Origin of the sequence: Rhodococcus sp. P1Y (assembly GCF_003641205.1) — a bacterium.
GTDB lineage: Bacteria > Actinomycetota > Actinomycetes > Mycobacteriales > Mycobacteriaceae > Rhodococcoides.
The window spans coordinates 1,920,382-1,939,556 of the sequence record NZ_CP032762.1 but is presented as its reverse complement, the minus strand read 5'-3'; the positions used below and the strand labels follow the sequence as shown (position 1 = coordinate 1,939,556).

Here is a 19,175-nt window from a genome sequence, read left to right as displayed (position 1 = left end):
CCATTCACCCATGTGCAATCGTGAACTACATGGGCTTCGCCGCGATAGATCTTCGTTCCGACACTGTCACCCGTCCCGACGCAGCGATGCGGCGAGCGATGGCCGACGCCGAAGTGGGCGACGATGTCCTCGACCACGATCCGACGATGGCCCGACTCGAGGAGCGTGTGGCGTCGGAACTGGGTTATGACGATGCGTTGTGGGTCCCGAGCGGTTCGATGGGCAACCTGATCGCACTGATGCTGCACTTGCAGCGCGGTGACGCGTTTCTCGCGCCCGAGAACGCGCACGTCCTCGGCTCCGAGCTCGGCACCGCCGCGTGGCTAGCGCAGGGGATGCCGCGGGTCCTGCCCCACGACGCCGGTCCTGGTCGCCCGACGCCCGAGACCGTCTCGGCAGCAACGGCCGCCGGTCCGTATTTCGCGCTGAAGACGACACTGCTCTGCTTGGAGAACACCCACAACTTCGCGGGCGGATCGGTCTTCGACGTCGCCGAGTGGAAGGCGCTGCTCGGTGCGGCGCGGACAGCCGGCCTTCTGGTTCATCTAGACGGCGCGCGGGTGTGGAACGCAGCGGTGGCCCTCGGGGTGCAGCCCGGCGATCTGACTTCAGGCGCGGACACCGTCCAGGTCTGTTTGAGCAAGGGCCTCGGTGCACCTGTCGGATCGATGCTCGCATCCGATTCTGCGCGCATCGCCGAGGCCAGACGCATCCGCAAGATGCTCGGTGGCGGCGTCAGGCAAGGCGGGATTCTGGCCGCAGCGGGGCTGCTGGCACTCGACAATATCGGTTCGCTTGCAGGTGACCACGCCAATGCCAAGCTCCTGGCCGACGGCCTCCGGGAGCGGGGCTGGACCGTCGAGGATCCACAGACGAACATCGTCCTAGCCGACGGGCCCTTGTCCGTCGCCGAGCTTGCCGACCTCGGAATCGCTGCGGTCACCGTCGTCGGAAAGATCAGGTTCGTGACACACCGCGACGTGTCCGAGGCCGACATCCGCGAGACGCTCGATCGTCTCTAGAGCCTCCTGCGTGCCGCACCGACCGCCACCACCGACAGCGCGGCAATCACCACCCCGACGAACAAGGGCGAGTAGAGAACAACCGTCGGCGGCACGTAGTTCTCGGCGAGACCGCTGGTCCAGCCGTAGTCCGGCGGCGGCGCGGGCGCAGTGTCCGAGAACAGCGTCGTACACAGGGGAAGCATCGGACCGACCACCGACGCGGCAACTCCCGCGGGCAGGCACGAGCTCATCGCCATTCCCACGGCAAATGGGAATACGACCGCATAGGCGATGGTCGGCACCGCGCCGAGCCACGCAGTGCCTGCCAGCAGGCCGGATGCCGTCACTGCAACGAGCAGACCTGTAGCGACCTTCACCGAGGGACGAAAGAGACCCATTACGGCGCCGCCGAGCAGCGCCAGAACCCCGAGGACAGCTACCCACCACGACGTCGGCCCCCAGCCGAGCCCGTTGACGGACGCCGCGGCGACGGCGAATCCGGCGAGGAGAACATTGCCGTCTCGGGCGTCGACGATTCTGGATGCGGCGAGGACGAGAACGAGAGAGACGATCGCGGCCACAACCCAAGTCGTGGTGGTCGAGGTGAACGAACCCAGATAGACGTACGCCAGCAGAAACCCGAACGGAAGCGCGAGCAGAACGACGGTCGACGGAACGTCGAGTTGATCGATCCCGGACGCGGCACGCAGAGCGACCGCAGCGATCGATGCAGCGACGACGGCGAGAACCACGATCGGGATCGTCGAACTCACTTCGAACGGTTCGGGAAACGAGACCGTCCACCGACCCTCGTCTGCGGGCAGGTGGACGTCCACGGCGCCCTTGAACAACACCGCCGCGAGGATGCCGAGTGCGAAGGCGAGCTGGGACAGTCGGTGACCCGCAGCGATCGCGCCGACCGCCCCGAGGAGCAGCCCTGCGCCGACCGAGTTGGTGCTGACCGCGATGTTGCCGCCGACGGGAACGAACGACGGCACTGCGATGACGATGCACCCCGCCACTGCGGATGCCGCGACGAGTGCCGAACTGCGGCGAATCTGCAGTGCGATCAGGGTCAGCACCGCAGCAACGACGGCGACGGTTCCTGCCCACTGCGGCGAGACGAACGAGCCGAACCAGACGTCGAGCGATTCGGCGATGAGACCGTCGTTGCCGGGAGCCTCCAGAATCGAGTACGCGCCGACGGCGGCGCCCAGTACCGCGGCCAGAGAGGCGCCGTAACGATCGAAGATGTTCACGACCCGAGCAGCGGATTCAGACGCTCGAGCGCCTCACTGATATCGGCGGTCGCGCCTGCAAACGAGAATCTGACGGTGTGGTGGCCGTGGACGGTGTCGAAGTCGACGCCGGGTGCGAGCGCCACTCCTGTTGTCGCCAGGACGTTTTCGCACCACGATCGAGAGTCCTGCGTCAGGTGCCCTATGTCGGCGTACGCGTAGAACGCCCCGTCGGCCGGTGCCAGGTCGGTGATGCCTGCTGCGGTGAGCCCGTCCAACAGGATCCGGCGGTTGTCGGCGTAGCGGCGAACGTGACCGTCCAGTTCGGCGCGCGATTCAGCGGTGAAGGCCGCGATAGCGGCGACCTGCGAGATCGCGGGTGGGCAGACCGTCATGTTCGACGCCAACCGCTCGACCGCGCGGTGTAGATACTTCGGAAGCAGCATCCAGCCGAGTCGCCAGCCGGTCATCGAAAAGTACTTCGACACCGACCCGACGACGACGGACTCGCGTGAGGTTTCCCACGCGCTCGAGGTCTTCACGTCACCGTAGGAGATGCCGTGATAGATCTCGTCGGAGATCAGAAGGGTGCCGTTCGCCTGGCACCACCGGGCGATTGCGGCGAGTTCGTCGGCGTCGACGATGGTGCCGGTTGGGTTGGCCGGACTGGCGATGATCAGGCCCTTCGGCGGTTCCGGCAAGGCGTCGAGCATCGACACCGTCGGCTGAAATCTTGTGTCCTGGGTGCACTCCAGTTCCACTACCCGGCACCCGAGGGCTGCGAGCGTGTTCCGGTAGGCGGGATACCCGGGTCTCGCCAGGACCACGGTGTCGCCGACGTCGAAGGCCGCCAGGAAAAGCAGCGTGAACGCCCCCGACGAGCCGGTGGTGACGACCACATCGTCCGGATCGACCGCGGTTCCCGATTCTTCGGAGTGATACCGCGCGATGGCCTCGCGCAACGGCAGGATGCCGAGCGTTTCGGTGTACCCGAGCAGGTGTGCGTCGAGGGCGTCACGCGTTGCCTGCAACACTGGTGCCGGCGCAGAGGTCGACGGCTGGCCTGCAGCGAGAGAGAGCACATCGCCGTGTGTACGAGTCCGCACGGCGGCGGCCTTGAACACGTCCATGACGTGAAATGGTTCAATCTTGGATCTGCTCGACTCGATGACCACTCGTCGAGGCTATCTTCGAAGAAAGTACCCATGACACATCCCACCGCCGATTCCGTCGCCGACGCCCTCGCGGCCCTGCGTGAGAACGCCCCGCTGGTGCAATCGCTGACCAACATCGTGTCCGCCAACTTCGTGACCAACGTCCTTCTCGCAGCGGGCGCAAGCAATGCACACATCGACAATGTCCACGAGGCCGCGGGTTTCGCAGCGGTGGCTGGGGGCGTTCTGATCAATCTCGGGACTCCCGACGACGGCACGGCCGAGGCATTCGAACTGGCAGCCGACGGTGCAGTGGCCGCCGGGACGCCGTGGGTGCTCGATCCGGTCGGGGTCGGCGGGCTGCCCTGGCGCACACAGCTGGCCGCACGGCTTGCGACGCAGAGCCCGACGGCCATTCGCGGCAACGCATCCGAGATCATTGCGCTTGCCGGTCTGGGCAATTCGACTCGCGGAGTCGACTCGGCGTCCGATTCCGGTGACGCCGTCCCGGCAGCCGTGACGCTTCTCGATCGGGCCACCGCGGTGTCGGCGTCGGGGCCGGTCGACTACGTGGTTGCGCGCGGCGAGAACGGCCCGATCGGCGTCACGGTATCGGGCGGCAGTGCACTCCTGACCAAGGTCACCGCAACTGGATGCTCGCTCGGTGGCCTCGCTGCTGCCTACCTCGCAGTTGCCGAGTCACCGCTACTCGGCCTCACCGCTGCGCACGCGCACTTCGCCGTCGCATCCGAGCTGGCAGAGCACAATTCGTCCGGGCCAGGATCGTTCGCCGTCGCGTTTCTCGATGCACTCGCGTCGGTGTCCCCCGAAGATCTGAGAACACACGCACGTATCGAACCCTTGAACCTGTGAGCCGTTCATCCACAGGTGGGCCGGTTATCCACAGATGTCGTTTCGGCCGACACCGAGCTCCGATTTTCGCGCAGTGTATTCATGCATGGGGGTTTACACACGTGCACAATTGGCAGCGGCCGGGGTCGCACGATCAGGGCTGACGCGGAGAGTGCGTGCCGGCACCTTGGTAAGACTGTTGCCCGGCGTGTATTCCGATCCTGAGCCATCGATGATCGATCGCTGGGTGGCTCTGACTCTATGGCGCGAGGATGCCGTTCTGAGCCATGCCACCGCGGCGTATCTGTGGGACTTGCTCCCAGACGCACCGCCGACCGTCGACGCAACCGTCCCCCGCGCAGCCAGACCGGAAGCGCCTGAGTGGCTCACCCTTCACCGTCGGACGGTCGTAGCCGCCGAACGCCACGGGTTTCCTGTCGTGCCGGTAGCGCAGTGCTTCATCGATGTCGCCGCGACGCTTCAGGGGGTCCCGTTGGAGCAATTCTTCGACCGCAATATCGGGATGCGGGTGTCATGGCGGGCCGTGGCCGATCACTGCGATGAGGCCAAAGGCATGGCGGGTATAAGCGAGGTACGACGACAGCTTCTGCTGTGCTGTCCGGGGACACTGTCGGAGCCGGAACGACTCGTAGCACGGGCAGTTCGCAAACGAGGAGTGCGGATGGATATCAACGCACCGATAGGCCCATACGTCGGAGACCTGGTCGAGTACACCGCGAAAGTCGACATCGAGGTCGACGGGCGGAGCTATCACATCGCACCGATCCCGTTCGACAACGACCGGACACGTCAGAATTGGATGGTCCTGCGGGGCTGGCTGGTGCTGCGCTACTCCGCTGCAACTGTCTACCGCGATGTGGACAAGGTCGCCGACGAAATCGTTGCGGTGGTGCGCAGGCGTAGGAGGAACAGGGGTGCATAGAGCTCCACGATTGAGGACAATATGCGGGAAACCGTAGTCATCCGAATATTGTGGAGCGTAAGGCTCGCACTACAGCTGTATACGACCCTCGAGCGCAGCCAAGCCGATGTCCGTGCGGAAGTGGCTGCCCGGCAGACGGATGGACTCGATCTTGGAGTACGCGTCAGCTCGCGCAGCAGCGAGGTCCGCGCCGCTACCCACCACGCTGAGCACACGGCCGCCGGACGAGACGACAACGCCGTCCTTGATAGCAGTGCCGGCGTGCAGTACGCCCTCCGCGTCGGCACCGGAAATCGCATCCCCCGTGCGCGGACGGCCCGGGTAGTTCTCCGCGGCGAGAACTACGGTCACTGCGGCGCCGTCCTTCCACTGCAACGGCGCGAGCGAATCCAACGTTCCGGTCGCGGTGGCGTTCAGTGCCTCACCGAGCGGAGATTCGAGTAGAGCCAGGACAGCTTGGGTCTCGGGATCACCGAAACGACAGTTGAATTCGACGACCGCGGGGCCCTCGGCACCGATCGCGAGACCGGCGTAGAGCAGACCGTTGAAGGACGAACCGCGCTTGACCAGTTCTGCGGCAACAGGTTCGACGACCTCGGTGACGATCTGCTGGACGACCTCCGCGGGCAACCACGGTAGCGGCGTGTACGCGCCCATCCCGCCGGTGTTGGGTCCGGTGTCTCCGTCGCCGACGCGCTTGTGGTCCTGCGCGGGCAGAAGGGGTACGACGGTTTCGCCGTCGACGAGGCAGAACAGCGACACCTCGGGTCCGTCGAGGAAGGATTCGAGCAGCACCGGGTGTCCGGTCTCGAGCAGTTCGGCAGCGTGATCACGAGCAGCAAGGCGATCGGTGGTGACGACGACGCCTTTGCCTGCGGCGAGCCCGTCGTCCTTGACGACCCAGTTGGGCCCGAAGCGGTCGAGGGCTTCGTCCAGCTTCGCGGGCGAGTCGACGATTTCGCTGTGCGCGGTGCGAACACCGGCCGCCGCCATGACGTCCTTTGCGAACGCCTTCGAGCCCTCGATACGCGCAGCCGCGGCCGAGGGCCCGAAGGTAGCGATACCCGCGTCGCGGAGCGCGTCGGCGACACCGAGAACCAACGGGACCTCGGGGCCGATGACCACGAGATCGGCTTCGAGTCTCTTCGCCAGCTCGGTGACAGCTTCACCCGAGGCGACGTCCACGGAATGCTGCTCCGCGAGCTTCGCCGTGCCTGCGTTGCCAGGAGCGACCAGCAGCTTACTGACCTTCGGATCCTTGCTCAGCGCAAGAAGAAGGGCGTGCTCACGAGCACCTGAACCGATTACGAGTACGCGCACAGTGCATCAGACTATCGGCTCGAGCGCGACGAACGAAAAACGCATCAGCTCAGGTCGTACAAGGTCACACCGTCGACCGTGGTGGCTGTGTAGTTCGCGGTGACCCACTTCGAGATCTCTGCGGATGTTCCCGAGTCCGAGCCGCGCATTCCCCCACCGGCGATGAAGTAGTGGATCTGGCCGTCTGCCACGTATTTCTGGAACTGTTCGAGCGTCGGTGACGGGTCGGAGCCGTTGAATCCGCCGATCGCCATGACGGGTTCCTCGGTGGCCAACTGGTAGCCGGATGCACTGTTGGATCCCACGGCTGCCGCGACCCAGGTGTACGAGTCTGCATCTGCCTCGAGAAGCGACGTGATCGCTTCGGTCGGTGTGCTGCCGTTGAGCAGGCCGCCTGCGCCCATCGGCATTCGATCCTGCCTCTGTCCCATGCCGCCTCCGTCGGGCATGCCCATTCCTCGGCCACCGCCCATGCCGCCGGGTCCACGCATACCGGTCGACGGACCAGCGGTGACGATGGATCCGGTGTGCGGGGTGCCGATGGTGTCCACGGCATAGGCCGTCGGGCCGGCGAGCGAACCGAACATCACCGCAAGAACCGACGCGACTGCGAGCTTTCCGCGGGTCATCGCGGGGATGAGCAGCAACACTGCTGCGACCGATCCCACCACCAGAACCGCCCATCGGAGCCACGGAACGAAATCGGCACTGCGGCCCAACAGGATCCACGACATCGCTACCGCAGCCAGAATCGCGATGGCCATGCCGATACGTACCCAGTACCGTTCACGGTTGCGCCATGCCAGCACACTTCCCGCGCCGATCGACGCGGCGATCGCGGGTGCGAGCGCCACCGTGTAGTACGAATGAAAGATCCCTGCCATGAAGCTGAAGGTCAGCCCAGTGACCAGCAGCCACAGGCCCCACACGCCGAGCGCGGCGCGCTGCGGGTCGGTGCGACGAACGCGGCCGCGCAGAACGAATCCGAGCACCAACAAGATCAGAGCCGATGGGATCAGCCACGCGATCTGGCCGCCCTGCGAGGAATCGAACATTCGCGTGATGCCAGTTTCGCCCCACATGCCGCCGCCTGCGCCCTCGCCTGCCCCGTCGGCGCCGATGGCGCCCGGGGTCACGCTTCCGGTTTCCTCGCCGCTCAGGCGACCGAGACCGTTGTAGCCGAGCGTGAGTTCGAGGATCGAATTGTTCTGGGAGCCACCGATCCACGGCCGCGAGGATGCGGGCCATAGTTCGACGACGAGAAGCCACCACCCGGCCGAGGCGATCGCGGCACCGAGCGCCGCGAACAACTGAAGAAGTCGTTTCACGAATGTGGGCGGCCCGGCTGCGATATACATCAGCGCGATCGGGGGGACCACCAGCATGACCTGGAGTTGCTTGGTCAAGAACCCGAACCCGACGAATACTCCGGTGAGCACCAGCCAACGAGTGCGTCCGTCCTCGACCGCCCGCATCGAGGCCCACACCGCAGCGATCATCAGCAGCACGAGCAACGCGTCGGGATTGTTGAAGCGGAACATCAGTGCAGCAACCGGAATCACGGCGAGCGTGAGACCGGCGAGAAGTCCGGCGGCTGCTCCGAATTGGCGTTTGATGGTCGCCCAGAGCAGCGCGACGGATCCGACGCCGAGCAGTGCTTGTGGGATCAGCATCGCCCAGGAGCTGAGGCCGAAGATGCGAACCGACAGCGACATCAGCCACAGCGACATCGGCGGTTTGTCGACGGTGATCGAGTTGGCGGCGTCGGACGAACCGAAGAAGAACGCCTTCCACGATACCGAACCAGCCTGTACTGCAGCAGAATAGAAGGAGTTCGCCCAGCCCGAAGCGCCAAGGCCCCAGATGTAGGCGATGGCCGTGCCGACGAGGAGAGCCCCGAGGCCGATCCATTCCCATCGCCGGCCCCCACCCAGCGCCGGCTTCTCGATCGGACGTTCTAGCACGACAGTCACTTCTGCACATCCTTCTCGCTATTGAAAACCCAACGGAGGGCGATGAATCGACACACTGTCGCAACGAGATTCGCGACAACGAGGACGGCAAGTTCGACGTGCCTGGACACGCCGGGAGCCCATTCGTGCAGGAGCGCAAGCGAACCGCTGGTAACGAGAAGCGCGAATCCGAAGACGAGCAGCCCCTGGAGCTGATGCTTTCCCGCGTCCTCCGATCCCCGGATACCGAACGTGAAAGCGCGGTTGGCTGCTGTGTTCAGCACGGCGGTAATGAGCAAGCCCATGAAGTTCGCCGCCTGTGCTCCGATCAACGGATGCAGTACCAAGTAGAGCAGGCCATAGGCAACGGTGCTGGCAACGCCGATGATGCCGAATCGAACCAGCTGCCCGACCATTCCGTGCGGCACACCGGTCACGAGCGGCTCCCGTCCGAGACTCTTGCGCAGTTCGGCGACCGGAAGGTCACCCGATGCGAGCGCTCGGCCGACGCGCCAGCACCCCAACAGGTCCGTCACCGCGGTATCGATGATGCTGACGCTGCTGTTCGGGTCGTCGACCCAGTCGACCGGAACCTCGTGGATCCGCAGGCCGGCTCGCTCGGCGATGACGAGTAGCTCGGTGTCGAAGAACCAGCCCGTGTCCTGCACGAGAGGGAGCAGTTCACGGGCGACGGTGGCACGCATCGCCTTGAAGCCGCACTGTGCGTCCGAGAACCGCGCTCGGAGAGAGGTGCGAAGAATGAGGTTGTAGCTCCGCGAGATGAACTCACGCTTCGCACCGCGGACGACGCGGGACGAGTGAGCGAGCCGGGAGCCGATCGCGAGATCGGAATGTCCCGACATCAGCGGGGCAATCAGCGGCATCAGTGCATTCAGGTCGGTGGAGAGGTCGACGTCCATGTAGGCGACCACGTCGGCGTTCGAGTCGAGCCAAACCTCTTTGAGTGCGCGCCCGCGGCCCTTCCCCTCGAGGTGACGGACGCGGACACCGTCGATTTCCCCGGCCAGACGAGTCGCGACCGCGAGTGTGTTGTCGGTACTCGCATTGTCGGCGATGGTGATCCGCGAACGAAACGGGATTTCGGACTCGAGGTGGGCGTGCACCCTGCGGACGCATTCTTCGAGGTCGGTTTCCTCGTTGTGGACGGGAATGACCACCTCTAGGGTGGCAGCCCCGACCGAGCCTGGCTCACGGCCGTCTGCTCGTCGTAGCGAGTTCGTTGTCATAGGACAAAAGACTCGTCCGCTCCCCTGCGTTCCTCCTGGGTCGAGGCTGGCAGTCTCCTGGGAGTACCTGCGCATATCCTGGGCCCATGGCATCGATTTTCAGCAAGATCATCAGCGGCGAGATTCCGGGACGATTCGTATGGGAGGACGAGGACGTCGTCGGTTTCCTGACGATCGCTCCGTTCACCCAGGGCCACACGCTCATCGTTCCGCGCGAAGAGATCGACCAGTGGCAGGACGTCGACGGGGCTGTCTTCGGCAGGCTGACGGCCGTGGCACAGAAGGTCGGTCAGGCCGTGGTCAAGGCCTTCGACGCGCCGCGAGCAGGCTTCCTGATCGCAGGTCTCGAGGTGCCGCATCTGCACCTGCACGTCTTTCCCGCATACGAGATGGGCAACTTCGACATCTCCGGCGCCGACCCGAGCCCGACGGCGGAATCCCAGGACGAGGCGGCCGTAAAGATCAAAGAGGCTCTCACCGACCTGGGCTACGGCGCGAACGTACCTACCTGATCGGTTCGAGTAACCGTCGCGGCGAACGCAGAGCCTTCGACACTGCGTTCGGCCGGGCGGTTTCACCGATGCCGGGACCCGGACGCATGGATACCTCCCGTGGCCCCGGAACCACCCTGCACGACGGGCACATTCCGACGCCCGTCAGCAGGCTTCCGCAGTCGGCGTGAAGGAATTCCCGACGCGCACCTCCTGGCGACGGCACGTGCCGGCCACCCCATTGGTTCAGCGCGAACACGACGGGCCACAGATCCTCCATGGCACTCGTCGGCACATATTCCTCGCGTCCGCCGTGCGGCATACGTTGCAGCAGTCCGGCATCGACGAGGCCGGCGAGTCGCTGCGTCAGAACGGCTTTGGACATCTCCAGGTGTGTCTGGAAGTCGGAGAATCTACGGACGCCGAACAGCGAGTTGCGCACGATCAGAAGCGTCCACCGCTCTCCGATCAGTTCCAGTGCGCGCGCCATCGAGCAGTCCTGACCTTCGTAGTCGACGCCCAGTGCCATACCGGCGAGCCTACCTCAAATGGTCTGTTGACCGAACCATATTGCCGGGTTACAGTTCGGCCACCGAACCGAAGGGTACCGATGACCACCACCGACCCAGTTGTGCTCCAAAGGCGCTCGCTGATCGTCGCCGCGTTGGGCACCCTGCTCACACTCGTCGCCTTCACTGCACCGCTGGCGACCATCAATTCGACGGCGTCGAATCTGGGCAGTGATCCCGCGGGCAAGACCTGGATCCTGAGCTCCATGAGCATCGGACTCGGCGCGGCCCTCCTCACCGCCGGAACCGTCGCCGACGATTTCGGGCGTCGTCGCACGTTTGCTGTCGGCGCGATCGTCCTTGCCGCAGGTTCCATTGCATGTGCGGTCGCACCCAACACGCTGGTGTTCGTTCTGGCCCGCATCGTTCAAGGCCTCGGCGGCGCCGCCCTCGTCGCATCCAGCCTCGGCATCATTGCGCACACACATCCCGCCGGGCCGTTGCGCGCCCGCGCCAGCGGCATATGGGGTGCAAGTGTCGGAGCTGGTATTGCCCTCGGCCCGTTGATCTCTGCCGGCTTCGACCGCGTAGCCACGTGGCGTGACGCCTACGTCCTTCTCGCCATCGCGGGTGCAGCCCTGGCCTACGCCGCCCACCGATTCGTCGCCGAGTCACGCACCGACACACCACGGGGTCTCGACCCGGTCGGGGCACTCCTGCTGGGCCTCGGCGTGAGCGCACTGCTCGCCGCGCTTGTTGAGGGCAGACAGGGCTGGGCGCAACCGCTTCCGATCGGCCTGTTCGTCGTCTCCGCGGTGCTCCTCGGCATCTTCGCAATCATCGAGTACCGCAGCCCGTCCGCGATGTTGGATCTGAAACTGTTCACCCAACCTGCGTTCGTCGCAGCCACCGTCGCGGCACTGATGACCGGTGCGGGCATCATCGCGCTGATGTCGTTCATGTCCGGTTTCCTTGGCAACGCGTACGGAATCGACGCCCTCGGTGCCGCATTCTTGCTGTTCGCCTGGTCGGGCACATCCGTCCTGACCGCGCTGCTCGCCCGCCGAATCCCGCCGAGCATTTCCGGCGGCACGCAGCTCGCGGTCGGCCTGCTGGGAGTTGCAGTGGGACAGGTGTTTCTGCTCGGCTTGTCCGAGGATTCAACCTGGACGAGGTTGCTTCCTGGGCTGCTGATCGCCGGTGTGGCGAGTGGAGTCCTCAACGCGGCCCTTGGACGCGAAGCCGTAGCCAGTGTTCCCGCCGGACGCGCGGGCATGGGGAGCGGCGCGAACAACACCGCCCGCTATGTAGGCTCCGCAGTCGGCGTGACGGTGGTGGCCGTGCTGGCAGTTCCCACCGGAACTCCCACTGTCGCAGGACTGGTCGAGGGCTGGAACAGCGCTGTCATCTTCACAGCTGCGGCCTCGATCGTCGGTGCACTCGTCGTACTCGCATGCAGAAGCAAGTCCCGCTAGAGCACACGAGGAAGTTCCACGCGGAAGGTCGCGCCCGCGCCAGAAGTGCTATCGACGGTCACCGAACCACCATGTGCGGCAACGAGCGCCGCGACGATCGACAAGCCGAGGCCGCTCCCCCCGCTCTCGCGCGTACGCGAGCTGTCGGCGCGGTAGAAGCGTTCGAAGACGTGATCTGCTTCTTCGGTGGAAAGCCCGGGTCCGGTGTCACGAACCTCGAGCAATACCGACGTGTCCGTCGTCCCGACGCGGACGGTGATGGTCGCGTCTTCAGGGGTGTGCCGGATGGCGTTTCCGACGAGATTTCCCAGTACCTGACGAAGCCGCGCGTCGTCGCCGACCACCTCGGGAACCCCAGGACCGGATAGCATTTCGAGGGAGATGATGCGATCGGGGGCAACTGCTTTTGCGTCGTGTACCGCGTCGGCGGCGATGGTCAACACGTCCACCGATGTCGCTTCCAATGGGCGCTGCGCATCGAGTCGCGCCAGCATCAACAGGTCCTCGACGAGCAGACCCATACGCGCGGACTCGCCCTCGATCCTGTTCATCAGCAGCGTGATGTCGCTCATCGCGCCCTGGCGGTAGAGCTCGGCGAACCCGCGGATCGTGGTCAGCGGGGTCCGCAGTTCGTGGCTGGCATCGGCGACGAAGCGCCGCATCTTCTCCTCCGACGCGCGGGCTGCTTCCTCGGACGCTTCACTGGCGGCGAAGGCCCGTTGAATCTGAGCCAGCATGCCGTTGAGCGCCGTCGAGAGCTTTCCGATCTCGGTTCGAGTACTTCGCTCGGGGACCCGCTCGTGCAGATCGCCCGCAGCGATGGCCGCCGCCGTTTTTTCCACCTCGACCAGGGGTCGCAAACTTCGCCGTACGACGAAATATGCCAACACCGCCAGAACAGCGAGAACTATTGCACCGATGATCAATTGGAGGACTATCAGCTTGTCCACCGTGATCTGTGCAGGCGTCAGAGACTGAGCGACCAACGTGGTCCCCTGCGAATTGGTGACGGTCAGCGCTCGCCACTCGGTGCTGCCACCGTCTTCCGAACCAACCGTTGTCGGCCGTGAGGTATCGATGCCGTCGACGTCGGGAACGTCCACGCCGGCTTTCTCCTCGAAGTTCACCGCACCGGAAGAGTCGACCGATTTGACGTAGAAGTCCGTCGGTGGCCGCCTGGATCCGTTCGGCGGTGGCGGGGCGTCGTTCCGCGGCTCCGCCCACCCGCGCGAGGCGTCGAACAGGGTTTTGTCGACACGATCGACAAGCGACTGCTCGAGTGCGGAGGTGACCGCCACACCCGACGCCAACAGGCCCGTTGCCACGAGCAACAGCAGCGCCGCGACCAGGGTGAATCGCAGCGGCACGTCCCTGAGCTTGGGCAGCGTTGTCACCGCGGCTGCCGCATCACGTATCCGACACCTCGGAGCGTATGGATGAGCCGGATATCGCCGGTGTCGACCTTGCGCCTGAGGTAGGACACATAGGACTCGACCACGCCGACCTCCCCGCCGAAGTCGTAGTGCCACACGTGGTCGAGGATGCGCGGCTTGCTCAATACAGTGCCGGCGTTGACCATGAAGTAGCGCAACAGCGTGAACTCCGTGGGAGACAGCGAAACCGGCTCTCCCGCCTTCCACACCTCATGTGTGTCGTCGTCGAGTTCGATGTCCGCGAACGAGATTCGTGACGGCGCGGTCTCCTCGGTCTTGCCGGAGCGGCGCAGGATGACACGTAGACGGGCGACGACCTCTTCGAGGCTGAACGGCTTGGTGACGTAGTCGTCGGCGCCGAGGGTCAGGCCGGAGACTTTGTCCTCGACGGAATCACGCGCGGTGAGGAACAGGGCGGGCGCGTCGACACCGTCGGCACGTAGACGTCGCAACAGACCGAATCCGTCCATGCCGGGCATCATGACGTCGAGAATCACGGCCTCGGGGCGGAAGGTTCGTGCCTTGTCGAGCCCCTCCGGGCCGGAGGATGCCGTCTGTACGTCGAATCCTTGGAATCGCAGGCTGACCGACAGCAGTTCCAGGATGGTCGGTTCGTCGTCCACGACCAGTACGCGCGCCTCGGGTGTTTCGCTCACTCGTACATGATGAACCCGGTAGCTACTCGCTTGCTGCACACTCGCTGTGAACTTCCTGTGAGGACTCGGGTGAGTGCACAATGGACCGCAATGGTGGAGACGGAGCGGCCGGTTCGCACCCGCCGACCAGTCGGTTCCATGCACGTATTCGCACTGTTGCTCGTATTGGCGATCGTGTTTCGCGACCGTCTGGTGTCAGTCGTCGATTCCGTTCCCGAAGTGCGGACCGGCGCGACGATCTTCCTCGGTGTCTTCGTCCAGGCGACGCCGTTTCTGGTGCTCGGGGTGCTGGTGAGCGGTGCGATCGCAGCGTTCGTGTCGCCGAGGGTCCTGCGGCGAGTGTTGCCCTCGAACGAGAAGGCCGCCGTCGGAGTATCGGGCCTTGCAGGGATGGCGCTGCCCGGCTGCGAGTGCGGGGCGGTGCCGGTGTCGAGACGCTTGATGGATCAGGGCGCGCCTGCGTCGGCTGCGTTGGCCTTTCTGTTGTCGGCACCCGCGATCAATCCGGTAGTCCTGGTCTCGACGGCCGTCGCGTTTCCGGGCGAGCCCGAAATGGTGCTGGCTCGCTTCATCGCCTCGCTGTCCACGGCTCTGGTGATGGGCTGGCTATGGGCACGGATCGGCAAGGCGGAGTGGATCACGGCCCGCTTGGCCGAACACCACGGAGACGAAAACCGGTCCAGATGGGAGGTGTTCTCCGAAGCCGCAAGGCACGACCTGCTGCAGGCAGGGGCGTTTCTGGTGTTCGGTGCGGGAGCTGCGGCTCTGCTGCACATCGTTGTTCCCGACTCGATTCTCGAACACCTGGCCGGCCGGATGCTGCTCGCAATCCTCGTGATGGCCGTGCTCGCCGTCGTGCTGGCACTGTGTTCCGAGGCCGACGCGTTCGTCGCTGCGAGCATGTCCATGCTTCCGCTGCTGCCTCGGCTGGTGTTTCTGGTCGTCGGGCCCGCCGTGGACGTGAAGCTGATGGCGATGCAGGCGGGGAGCTTCGGGCGCGGCTTCGTCGCGAGATTTGCGCCGATCACCTTCGTCGTGGCGATCGCGTGCGCAACGCTGACCGGATATCTGGTCCTGGGTGGTGCGCGATGAAACGCGAAGTGCAGAACGTGCTGCTTCTTCTTCTCGGCGGCGCCATGGTGAAGATCGCGTTCGACGGCAGTTTCGTGAGGTACGTCAAACCGTCGCTGCATCCTTACCTGCTGGTCAGCGGAGTTCTCATTGTCCTGCTGGCTACTGTGGCAATCACCCGAGACATCGCACGAGGCGGTCCCGTTGACGACGGCCATGCGCACAGCAGCCGTCCGTACTGGTTGCTACTCGTCCCCGCCGCTCTGATTCTCCTCGTCCAGCCTCCTGCCCTCACGGTCTCGTCCGTGTCGGATCGCGTCGTGTCGGCCGGACCCATCGAGCGGACCGCGTTTCCACCCCTTCCCGACGGCGATGCCCCCGAGGTTGCGCTCCTCGACGTCGTTCAGAGGGCAGCGAGGGACTCGGCTGGGAGCCTCGACGGCCGGGAAATCACGGTGACCGGAATGCGGGTTCAGAACGCCGACGGCAGCGTCGACCTCGCTCGGATCTTGATCATCTGTTGCGCCGCAGATGCGCGATCGATCCGTATCCACCTGGACCGGCCGCTGGAGGGAGAGTGGCTTCGGGTGCGCGGAACCGTCGCGCAGTCCTCGCCCGAGACCGGCAACATCCCGGTCATGACCGTCACAGGCGTCGAACAGATCCCGGAACCGGCGAACACGTACGCCTATTAGTGGTACTTTGGTACCAGTCCTAACGACTAGCGGACGAGCGCACCGTACCCGGCCAGCGACAAGACGGTGCATGGGAGTGTTTTCTCATGGCTTGGATTGTTCTCGTAATCTCCGGCGTCCTCGAAGCAGTGTGGGCCACAGCCCTCGGCAAGTCCGACGGATTCTCACGCCCTATTCCGACGATCGTGTTCGCCGTCGCCCTCGTAGCCAGCATGGGCGGTCTGGCGTTCGCGATGCGTACTCTTCCTGTTGGCACCGCCTACGCCGTGTGGGTTGGCATCGGCGCCACGCTGACCGTCGCCTACGCGATGATCACCGGCGACGAGACGGCGTCGTGGATCAAGATCGCGCTGCTCATGGGCATCGTCGGCTGCGTCGTCGGCCTGAAGCTGCTGCACTGATGCGTCCAGGAGTTACAGTAACTCCATGAACTGGGTGTCCGCGATCACACTGCCTGCACGCGCTGGGATTGCCATCGCGGAAACCGCCCTCGAGGTGACAGGGACGATTCTCACCACGACGCGTTTCGCGCTCGAAAGCGGAATGGCGTCCCCTGCCAACATCGCCGCTGTCGCCAACCCCAAGGGCGGAACGATGCAGCTGCTCACGCAGCTCGGGCAGCTCACTTCCGACGACCGCGCCCTCGGCAACGCCCTGCGCGAAGGCGGGCCGTTGGACCGCTTGCTCGCGCCGGGTGGCGTCGTGGACCGGTTGACGTCGGAGGAGGGAACCCTCGAACGCCTCCTTGCGGCAGGTGGACCCGTCGACCGCGTGACGGCCACCGACGGCCCCCTCGATCGCCTGCTCGCCGAGGACGGCCCATTGGAGAGATTGCTGGCCGAGGGCGGACTGCTCGATCGAATCACCGCTGTCGACGGTCCGCTCGAACGCCTCACTGCCAAGGACGGCCCCCTCGAACTCTTGACGCGCGAGGACGGCGTCATCGAGCGAGCAATGGCCGAGGGCGGACTGCTCGAGCAACTGTTGTCCGACGGCGGGGCCATCGAACGGTTGACGGCCAAGGGCGGTCCGCTGGACCAGTTGGTCACGCTGTCGGAAACGCTGGCCCAGCTCGCGCCGAACCTCGAACGCATGGGTATCAGTATCGACATCCTGCAGGATTCGGTAGAGATCTTGTCGCAGGCCGTAAATCCGTTGGGCGAGTTGGTCGGACGGCTACCGAACCGGTGGCTCAAGGGGAAGCAGACGGTACACGAGCTTCAGTGAAGGTGTTCGCCGAAGAAGCTGAACACTCTCGCGAATGCGTCCTCGGCCTGCTCGCCTCGCCACCCCATTCCGGTGATCTTGACGAATTTTCCTGCTGCGCCGTCGGGTAGGGCGTTCGCGAAGCCGTGAGATGCACCGGGGTAGGTCTTCACGTCGTGGGCAATACCCTTGGCTGCCAACACTTTCTCGACCTTCTTGCCCGCACCGATCAGCGTCGGATCGTTCTTTCCGTACGACGCCACGATGGGGCACGCGCCGTCGAGGGTCTCCTCGATCTTCTTGGGAGTGATGCCGTAGAACGGCGCGCTGGCGTCGAAACCCCTGGGCGAGAGCAGAAGTGCGAATCCGCCGCCCATGCAGAAGCCGACGATTCCCACCTTTCCAGTGACGCTCTCGTGCTCGGCCAGGAAGTCGCGGGCGGCAAGGAGGTCGTCGATTGCGACGCCGCTCTGGCCGAACAGCGCCCGGAAGACACCGGTCACACACTTCCTGACGCCGCCGCGTGTGTAGAGATCCGGTGCGAGCGCGACATAACCTCTGTCCGCGAAGCGTCGGGCAATGTTTCGTGTGTCGTCGGTGAGACCGAACGCATCGTGGACGATGACGACACCCGGCCCCGAGCCGTTCGGCACCTCCAGCACGGCATCGATCGGACCTGCTGGTGTCTGGACCTCGATGTCAGCCATACCCGCAGGCTAGCTCACGATCGAAGGCTTCGTGCGATGACCAGGCGCTGGATCTGATTGGTGCCCTCGAATATCTGGGTGATCTTGGCGTCTCGCATGTACCTCTCGACGCGGAAGTCGCGAGTGTAGCCGTAACCGCCGAACACCTGCACGGCGTCGGTGGTCACCTTCATGGCAGCGTCGGTCGCGACGAGTTTCGCGACCGATGCGCAGCGTGAGTAGTCGAGGCCGGCGTCACGTCTGCGTGCCGCGTCGATGTAGGTGGCCCGGGCCGAGTCGACGGCTGCGGTCATGTCGGCGAGCAGGAATCCGAGGCCCTGGTGGTCGACGATCTTCTTGCCGAACGTGGTGCGCTCGTTGGCGTACCGGACCGCATCGTCGAGCGCTGCCTGCGCGATGCCGACTGCCACCGCCGCAATGCCGAGCCGACCGGAATCGAGTGCGCTGAATGCAATCTGGAGACCCTGGCCTTCGGTGCCGAGACGTCGCTCCGAGGAGATGAAGGCGTCGTCGTAGCTCGCCGAGGTTGTCGGGACTGCATGCAGGCCCATCTTTTCCTCCGGCTTACCGAACGACAGTCCTTCTTGATCCCGTGGGACGAGGAAGCAGGAGATGCCCTTGGAGCCTTCGCCGGTGCGCGCGAACAGGTTGTAGAAGTCCGCGATGCCTCCATGCGTGATCCAAGCCTTGGCGCCGTTGACGACGTAGCCGTCATCCTTCGGGGTTGCCCTGCAGCTCAGCGCAGCCGCGTCGGAACCGGCCTGCGGCTCGGAAAGGCTGTATGCACCGATGAGGCTGCCGCCCAACATGTCCGGAAGCCATCGCTGCTTCTGCTCTTCGGTTCCGAAGGCGAGCAGAGGCGAGCAGGCGAGGCTGTGCACACTCACGGCGACTGCGACAGCTGCCCACCTCGCGGCAAGTTCCTCGAGCACCTGCAGGTACACCTCGTAGGGCTGACCGCCGCCGCCCCACTCCTCCGGGAACGGCAGGCTGAGCAGCCCAGCGTCGCCGAGGGTGCCGAATACGCCGACTGGATAGGTCTCGTTTTTCTCGTGCTCGTCGACGATGGGATCCAAGACCTTGTCCGCGACGTCGCGAGTCAGCTGGATCAGGTCACGCGCTTCTTCGGTCGGGAGCAGACGGTCAACAGGCACTTGGAGACTCCTTACAGTACTGGCGGCTCCTCGACAGTACTACGTGAAGTACTGTAGCCGCTACTGCA

19 protein-coding genes and 1 riboswitch are annotated in these 19,175 nt (G+C 64.9%); of the genes, 9 read left to right on the top strand and 10 right to left on the bottom strand.

The features are described 5' to 3' along the window. Positions 1-29 precede the first annotated feature (29 nt). Positions 30-1,022, top strand: a complete 993-nt coding sequence (locus tag D8W71_RS09080; protein ID WP_121112819.1) for a threonine aldolase family protein — start codon at positions 30-32, stop codon at positions 1,020-1,022. Here the strand turns inward: D8W71_RS09080 and D8W71_RS09075 are convergent. Beyond that, complete coding sequence (locus D8W71_RS09075) at positions 1,019-2,263, bottom strand: hypothetical protein (protein ID WP_121112817.1); 1,245 nt, start codon at positions 2,261-2,263, stop codon at positions 1,019-1,021. The two genes, D8W71_RS09080 and D8W71_RS09075, sit on opposite strands and share 4 nt — an antisense overlap. Then, on the bottom strand, positions 2,260-3,372 hold the full coding sequence (locus D8W71_RS09070; protein WP_201265302.1) for a pyridoxal phosphate-dependent aminotransferase: 1,113 nt from the start codon (positions 3,370-3,372) through the stop codon (positions 2,260-2,262). Before D8W71_RS09070 ends, D8W71_RS09075 begins: the two co-directional genes overlap by 4 nt. 75 nt (positions 3,373-3,447) lie before the next feature. Here D8W71_RS09070 and thiM point away from each other — a divergent pair, with 75 nt between their 5' ends. Both thiM and D8W71_RS09060 read left to right on the top strand, forming a co-directional pair. Continuing rightward, on the top strand, positions 3,448-4,269 hold the full coding sequence (gene thiM / locus D8W71_RS09065; protein WP_121112813.1) for a hydroxyethylthiazole kinase: 822 nt from the start codon (positions 3,448-3,450) through the stop codon (positions 4,267-4,269). Positions 4,270-4,354: 85 nt separating this feature from the next. After that, positions 4,355-5,191 carry a type IV toxin-antitoxin system AbiEi family antitoxin domain-containing protein gene (locus tag D8W71_RS09060; protein WP_121112811.1) on the top strand — a complete coding sequence of 279 codons (837 nt, stop codon included), beginning with the start codon at positions 4,355-4,357 and terminating at the stop codon, positions 5,189-5,191. Between the two features lie 69 nt (positions 5,192-5,260). Here D8W71_RS09060 and purD read toward each other — a convergent pair whose 3' ends face one another. From purD to D8W71_RS09045, 3 genes are read right to left on the bottom strand one after another with little or no spacing between them, the layout of a single operon-like run. Further along, positions 5,261-6,511, bottom strand: coding sequence for a phosphoribosylamine--glycine ligase (gene purD / locus D8W71_RS09055; RefSeq protein ID WP_121112809.1), 1,251 nt, complete (start codon positions 6,509-6,511; stop codon positions 5,261-5,263). A gap of 44 nt (positions 6,512-6,555) precedes the next feature. Then, positions 6,556-8,484, bottom strand: coding sequence for a glycosyltransferase family 39 protein (locus D8W71_RS09050; RefSeq protein ID WP_121112807.1), 1,929 nt, complete (start codon positions 8,482-8,484; stop codon positions 6,556-6,558). Then, positions 8,481-9,710, bottom strand: coding sequence for a bifunctional glycosyltransferase family 2/GtrA family protein (locus D8W71_RS09045; protein WP_121112805.1), 1,230 nt, complete (start codon positions 9,708-9,710; stop codon positions 8,481-8,483). Before D8W71_RS09045 ends, D8W71_RS09050 begins: the two co-directional genes overlap by 4 nt. Before the next feature lie 86 nt (positions 9,711-9,796). Between D8W71_RS09045 and D8W71_RS09040 the strand changes: the two genes are divergently transcribed. After that, complete coding sequence (locus tag D8W71_RS09040; protein WP_121112803.1) at positions 9,797-10,222, top strand: HIT family protein; 426 nt, start codon at positions 9,797-9,799, stop codon at positions 10,220-10,222. On the opposite strand, the gene D8W71_RS09035 is transcribed toward D8W71_RS09040, so the two are convergent. Then, the gene (locus D8W71_RS09035; RefSeq protein WP_121112801.1) at positions 10,215-10,730 is read right to left on the bottom strand and encodes a winged helix-turn-helix transcriptional regulator; all 516 of its coding nucleotides are present in this window, start codon (positions 10,728-10,730) and stop codon (positions 10,215-10,217) included. The two genes, D8W71_RS09040 and D8W71_RS09035, sit on opposite strands and share 8 nt — an antisense overlap. An 81-nt stretch (positions 10,731-10,811) precedes the next feature. Here D8W71_RS09035 and D8W71_RS09030 point away from each other — a divergent pair, with 81 nt between their 5' ends. Continuing rightward, positions 10,812-12,185, top strand: coding sequence for an MFS transporter (locus D8W71_RS09030; protein ID WP_121112799.1), 1,374 nt, complete (start codon positions 10,812-10,814; stop codon positions 12,183-12,185). Here D8W71_RS09030 and D8W71_RS09025 read toward each other — a convergent pair. Both D8W71_RS09025 and D8W71_RS09020 read right to left on the bottom strand, forming a co-directional pair. Next, positions 12,182-13,570 (bottom strand): sensor histidine kinase, encoded by a 1,389-nt coding sequence (locus D8W71_RS09025; protein WP_121118880.1) that lies wholly within the window; start codon positions 13,568-13,570, stop codon positions 12,182-12,184. The two genes, D8W71_RS09030 and D8W71_RS09025, sit on opposite strands and share 4 nt — an antisense overlap. Positions 13,571-13,575: 5 nt before the next feature. Continuing rightward, entirely contained in the window at positions 13,576-14,274 is a 699-nt protein-coding gene (locus D8W71_RS09020; protein ID WP_121112797.1) for a response regulator transcription factor, read from the bottom strand. A 90-nt stretch (positions 14,275-14,364) separates the two neighbouring features. Between D8W71_RS09020 and D8W71_RS09015 the strand changes: the two genes are divergently transcribed. From D8W71_RS09015 to D8W71_RS09000, 4 genes are all read left to right on the top strand, one after another. Beyond that, positions 14,365-15,366 (top strand): permease, encoded by a 1,002-nt coding sequence (locus tag D8W71_RS09015; RefSeq protein ID WP_121112795.1) that lies wholly within the window; start codon positions 14,365-14,367, stop codon positions 15,364-15,366. Continuing rightward, positions 15,363-16,040, top strand: coding sequence for a TIGR03943 family putative permease subunit (locus D8W71_RS09010; protein WP_121112793.1), 678 nt, complete (start codon positions 15,363-15,365; stop codon positions 16,038-16,040). The genes D8W71_RS09015 and D8W71_RS09010 overlap by 4 nt, the downstream gene beginning before the upstream one ends. 11 nt (positions 16,041-16,051) lie before the next feature. Then, positions 16,052-16,113, top strand: a riboswitch (guanidine-III (ykkC-III) riboswitch). Positions 16,114-16,126: 13 nt separating this feature from the next. After that, positions 16,127-16,441: a DMT family transporter gene (locus D8W71_RS09005; protein WP_121112791.1), complete on the top strand. Its 315-nt coding sequence runs from the start codon at positions 16,127-16,129 to the stop codon at positions 16,439-16,441. Between the two features lie 25 nt (positions 16,442-16,466). Next, on the top strand, positions 16,467-17,267 hold the full coding sequence (locus D8W71_RS09000; protein ID WP_121112789.1) for an ABC transporter: 801 nt from the start codon (positions 16,467-16,469) through the stop codon (positions 17,265-17,267). Here the strand turns inward: D8W71_RS09000 and D8W71_RS08995 are convergent. Together D8W71_RS08995 and D8W71_RS08990 are read right to left on the bottom strand one after the other, a co-directional pair. Then, positions 17,261-17,953, bottom strand: coding sequence for a dienelactone hydrolase family protein (locus tag D8W71_RS08995; RefSeq protein WP_121112787.1), 693 nt, complete (start codon positions 17,951-17,953; stop codon positions 17,261-17,263). The two genes, D8W71_RS09000 and D8W71_RS08995, sit on opposite strands and share 7 nt — an antisense overlap. 14 nt (positions 17,954-17,967) lie before the next feature. Continuing rightward, positions 17,968-19,107 (bottom strand): acyl-CoA dehydrogenase family protein, encoded by a 1,140-nt coding sequence (locus D8W71_RS08990; RefSeq protein ID WP_121112785.1) that lies wholly within the window; start codon positions 19,105-19,107, stop codon positions 17,968-17,970. Positions 19,108-19,175: the final 68 nt, after the last annotated feature.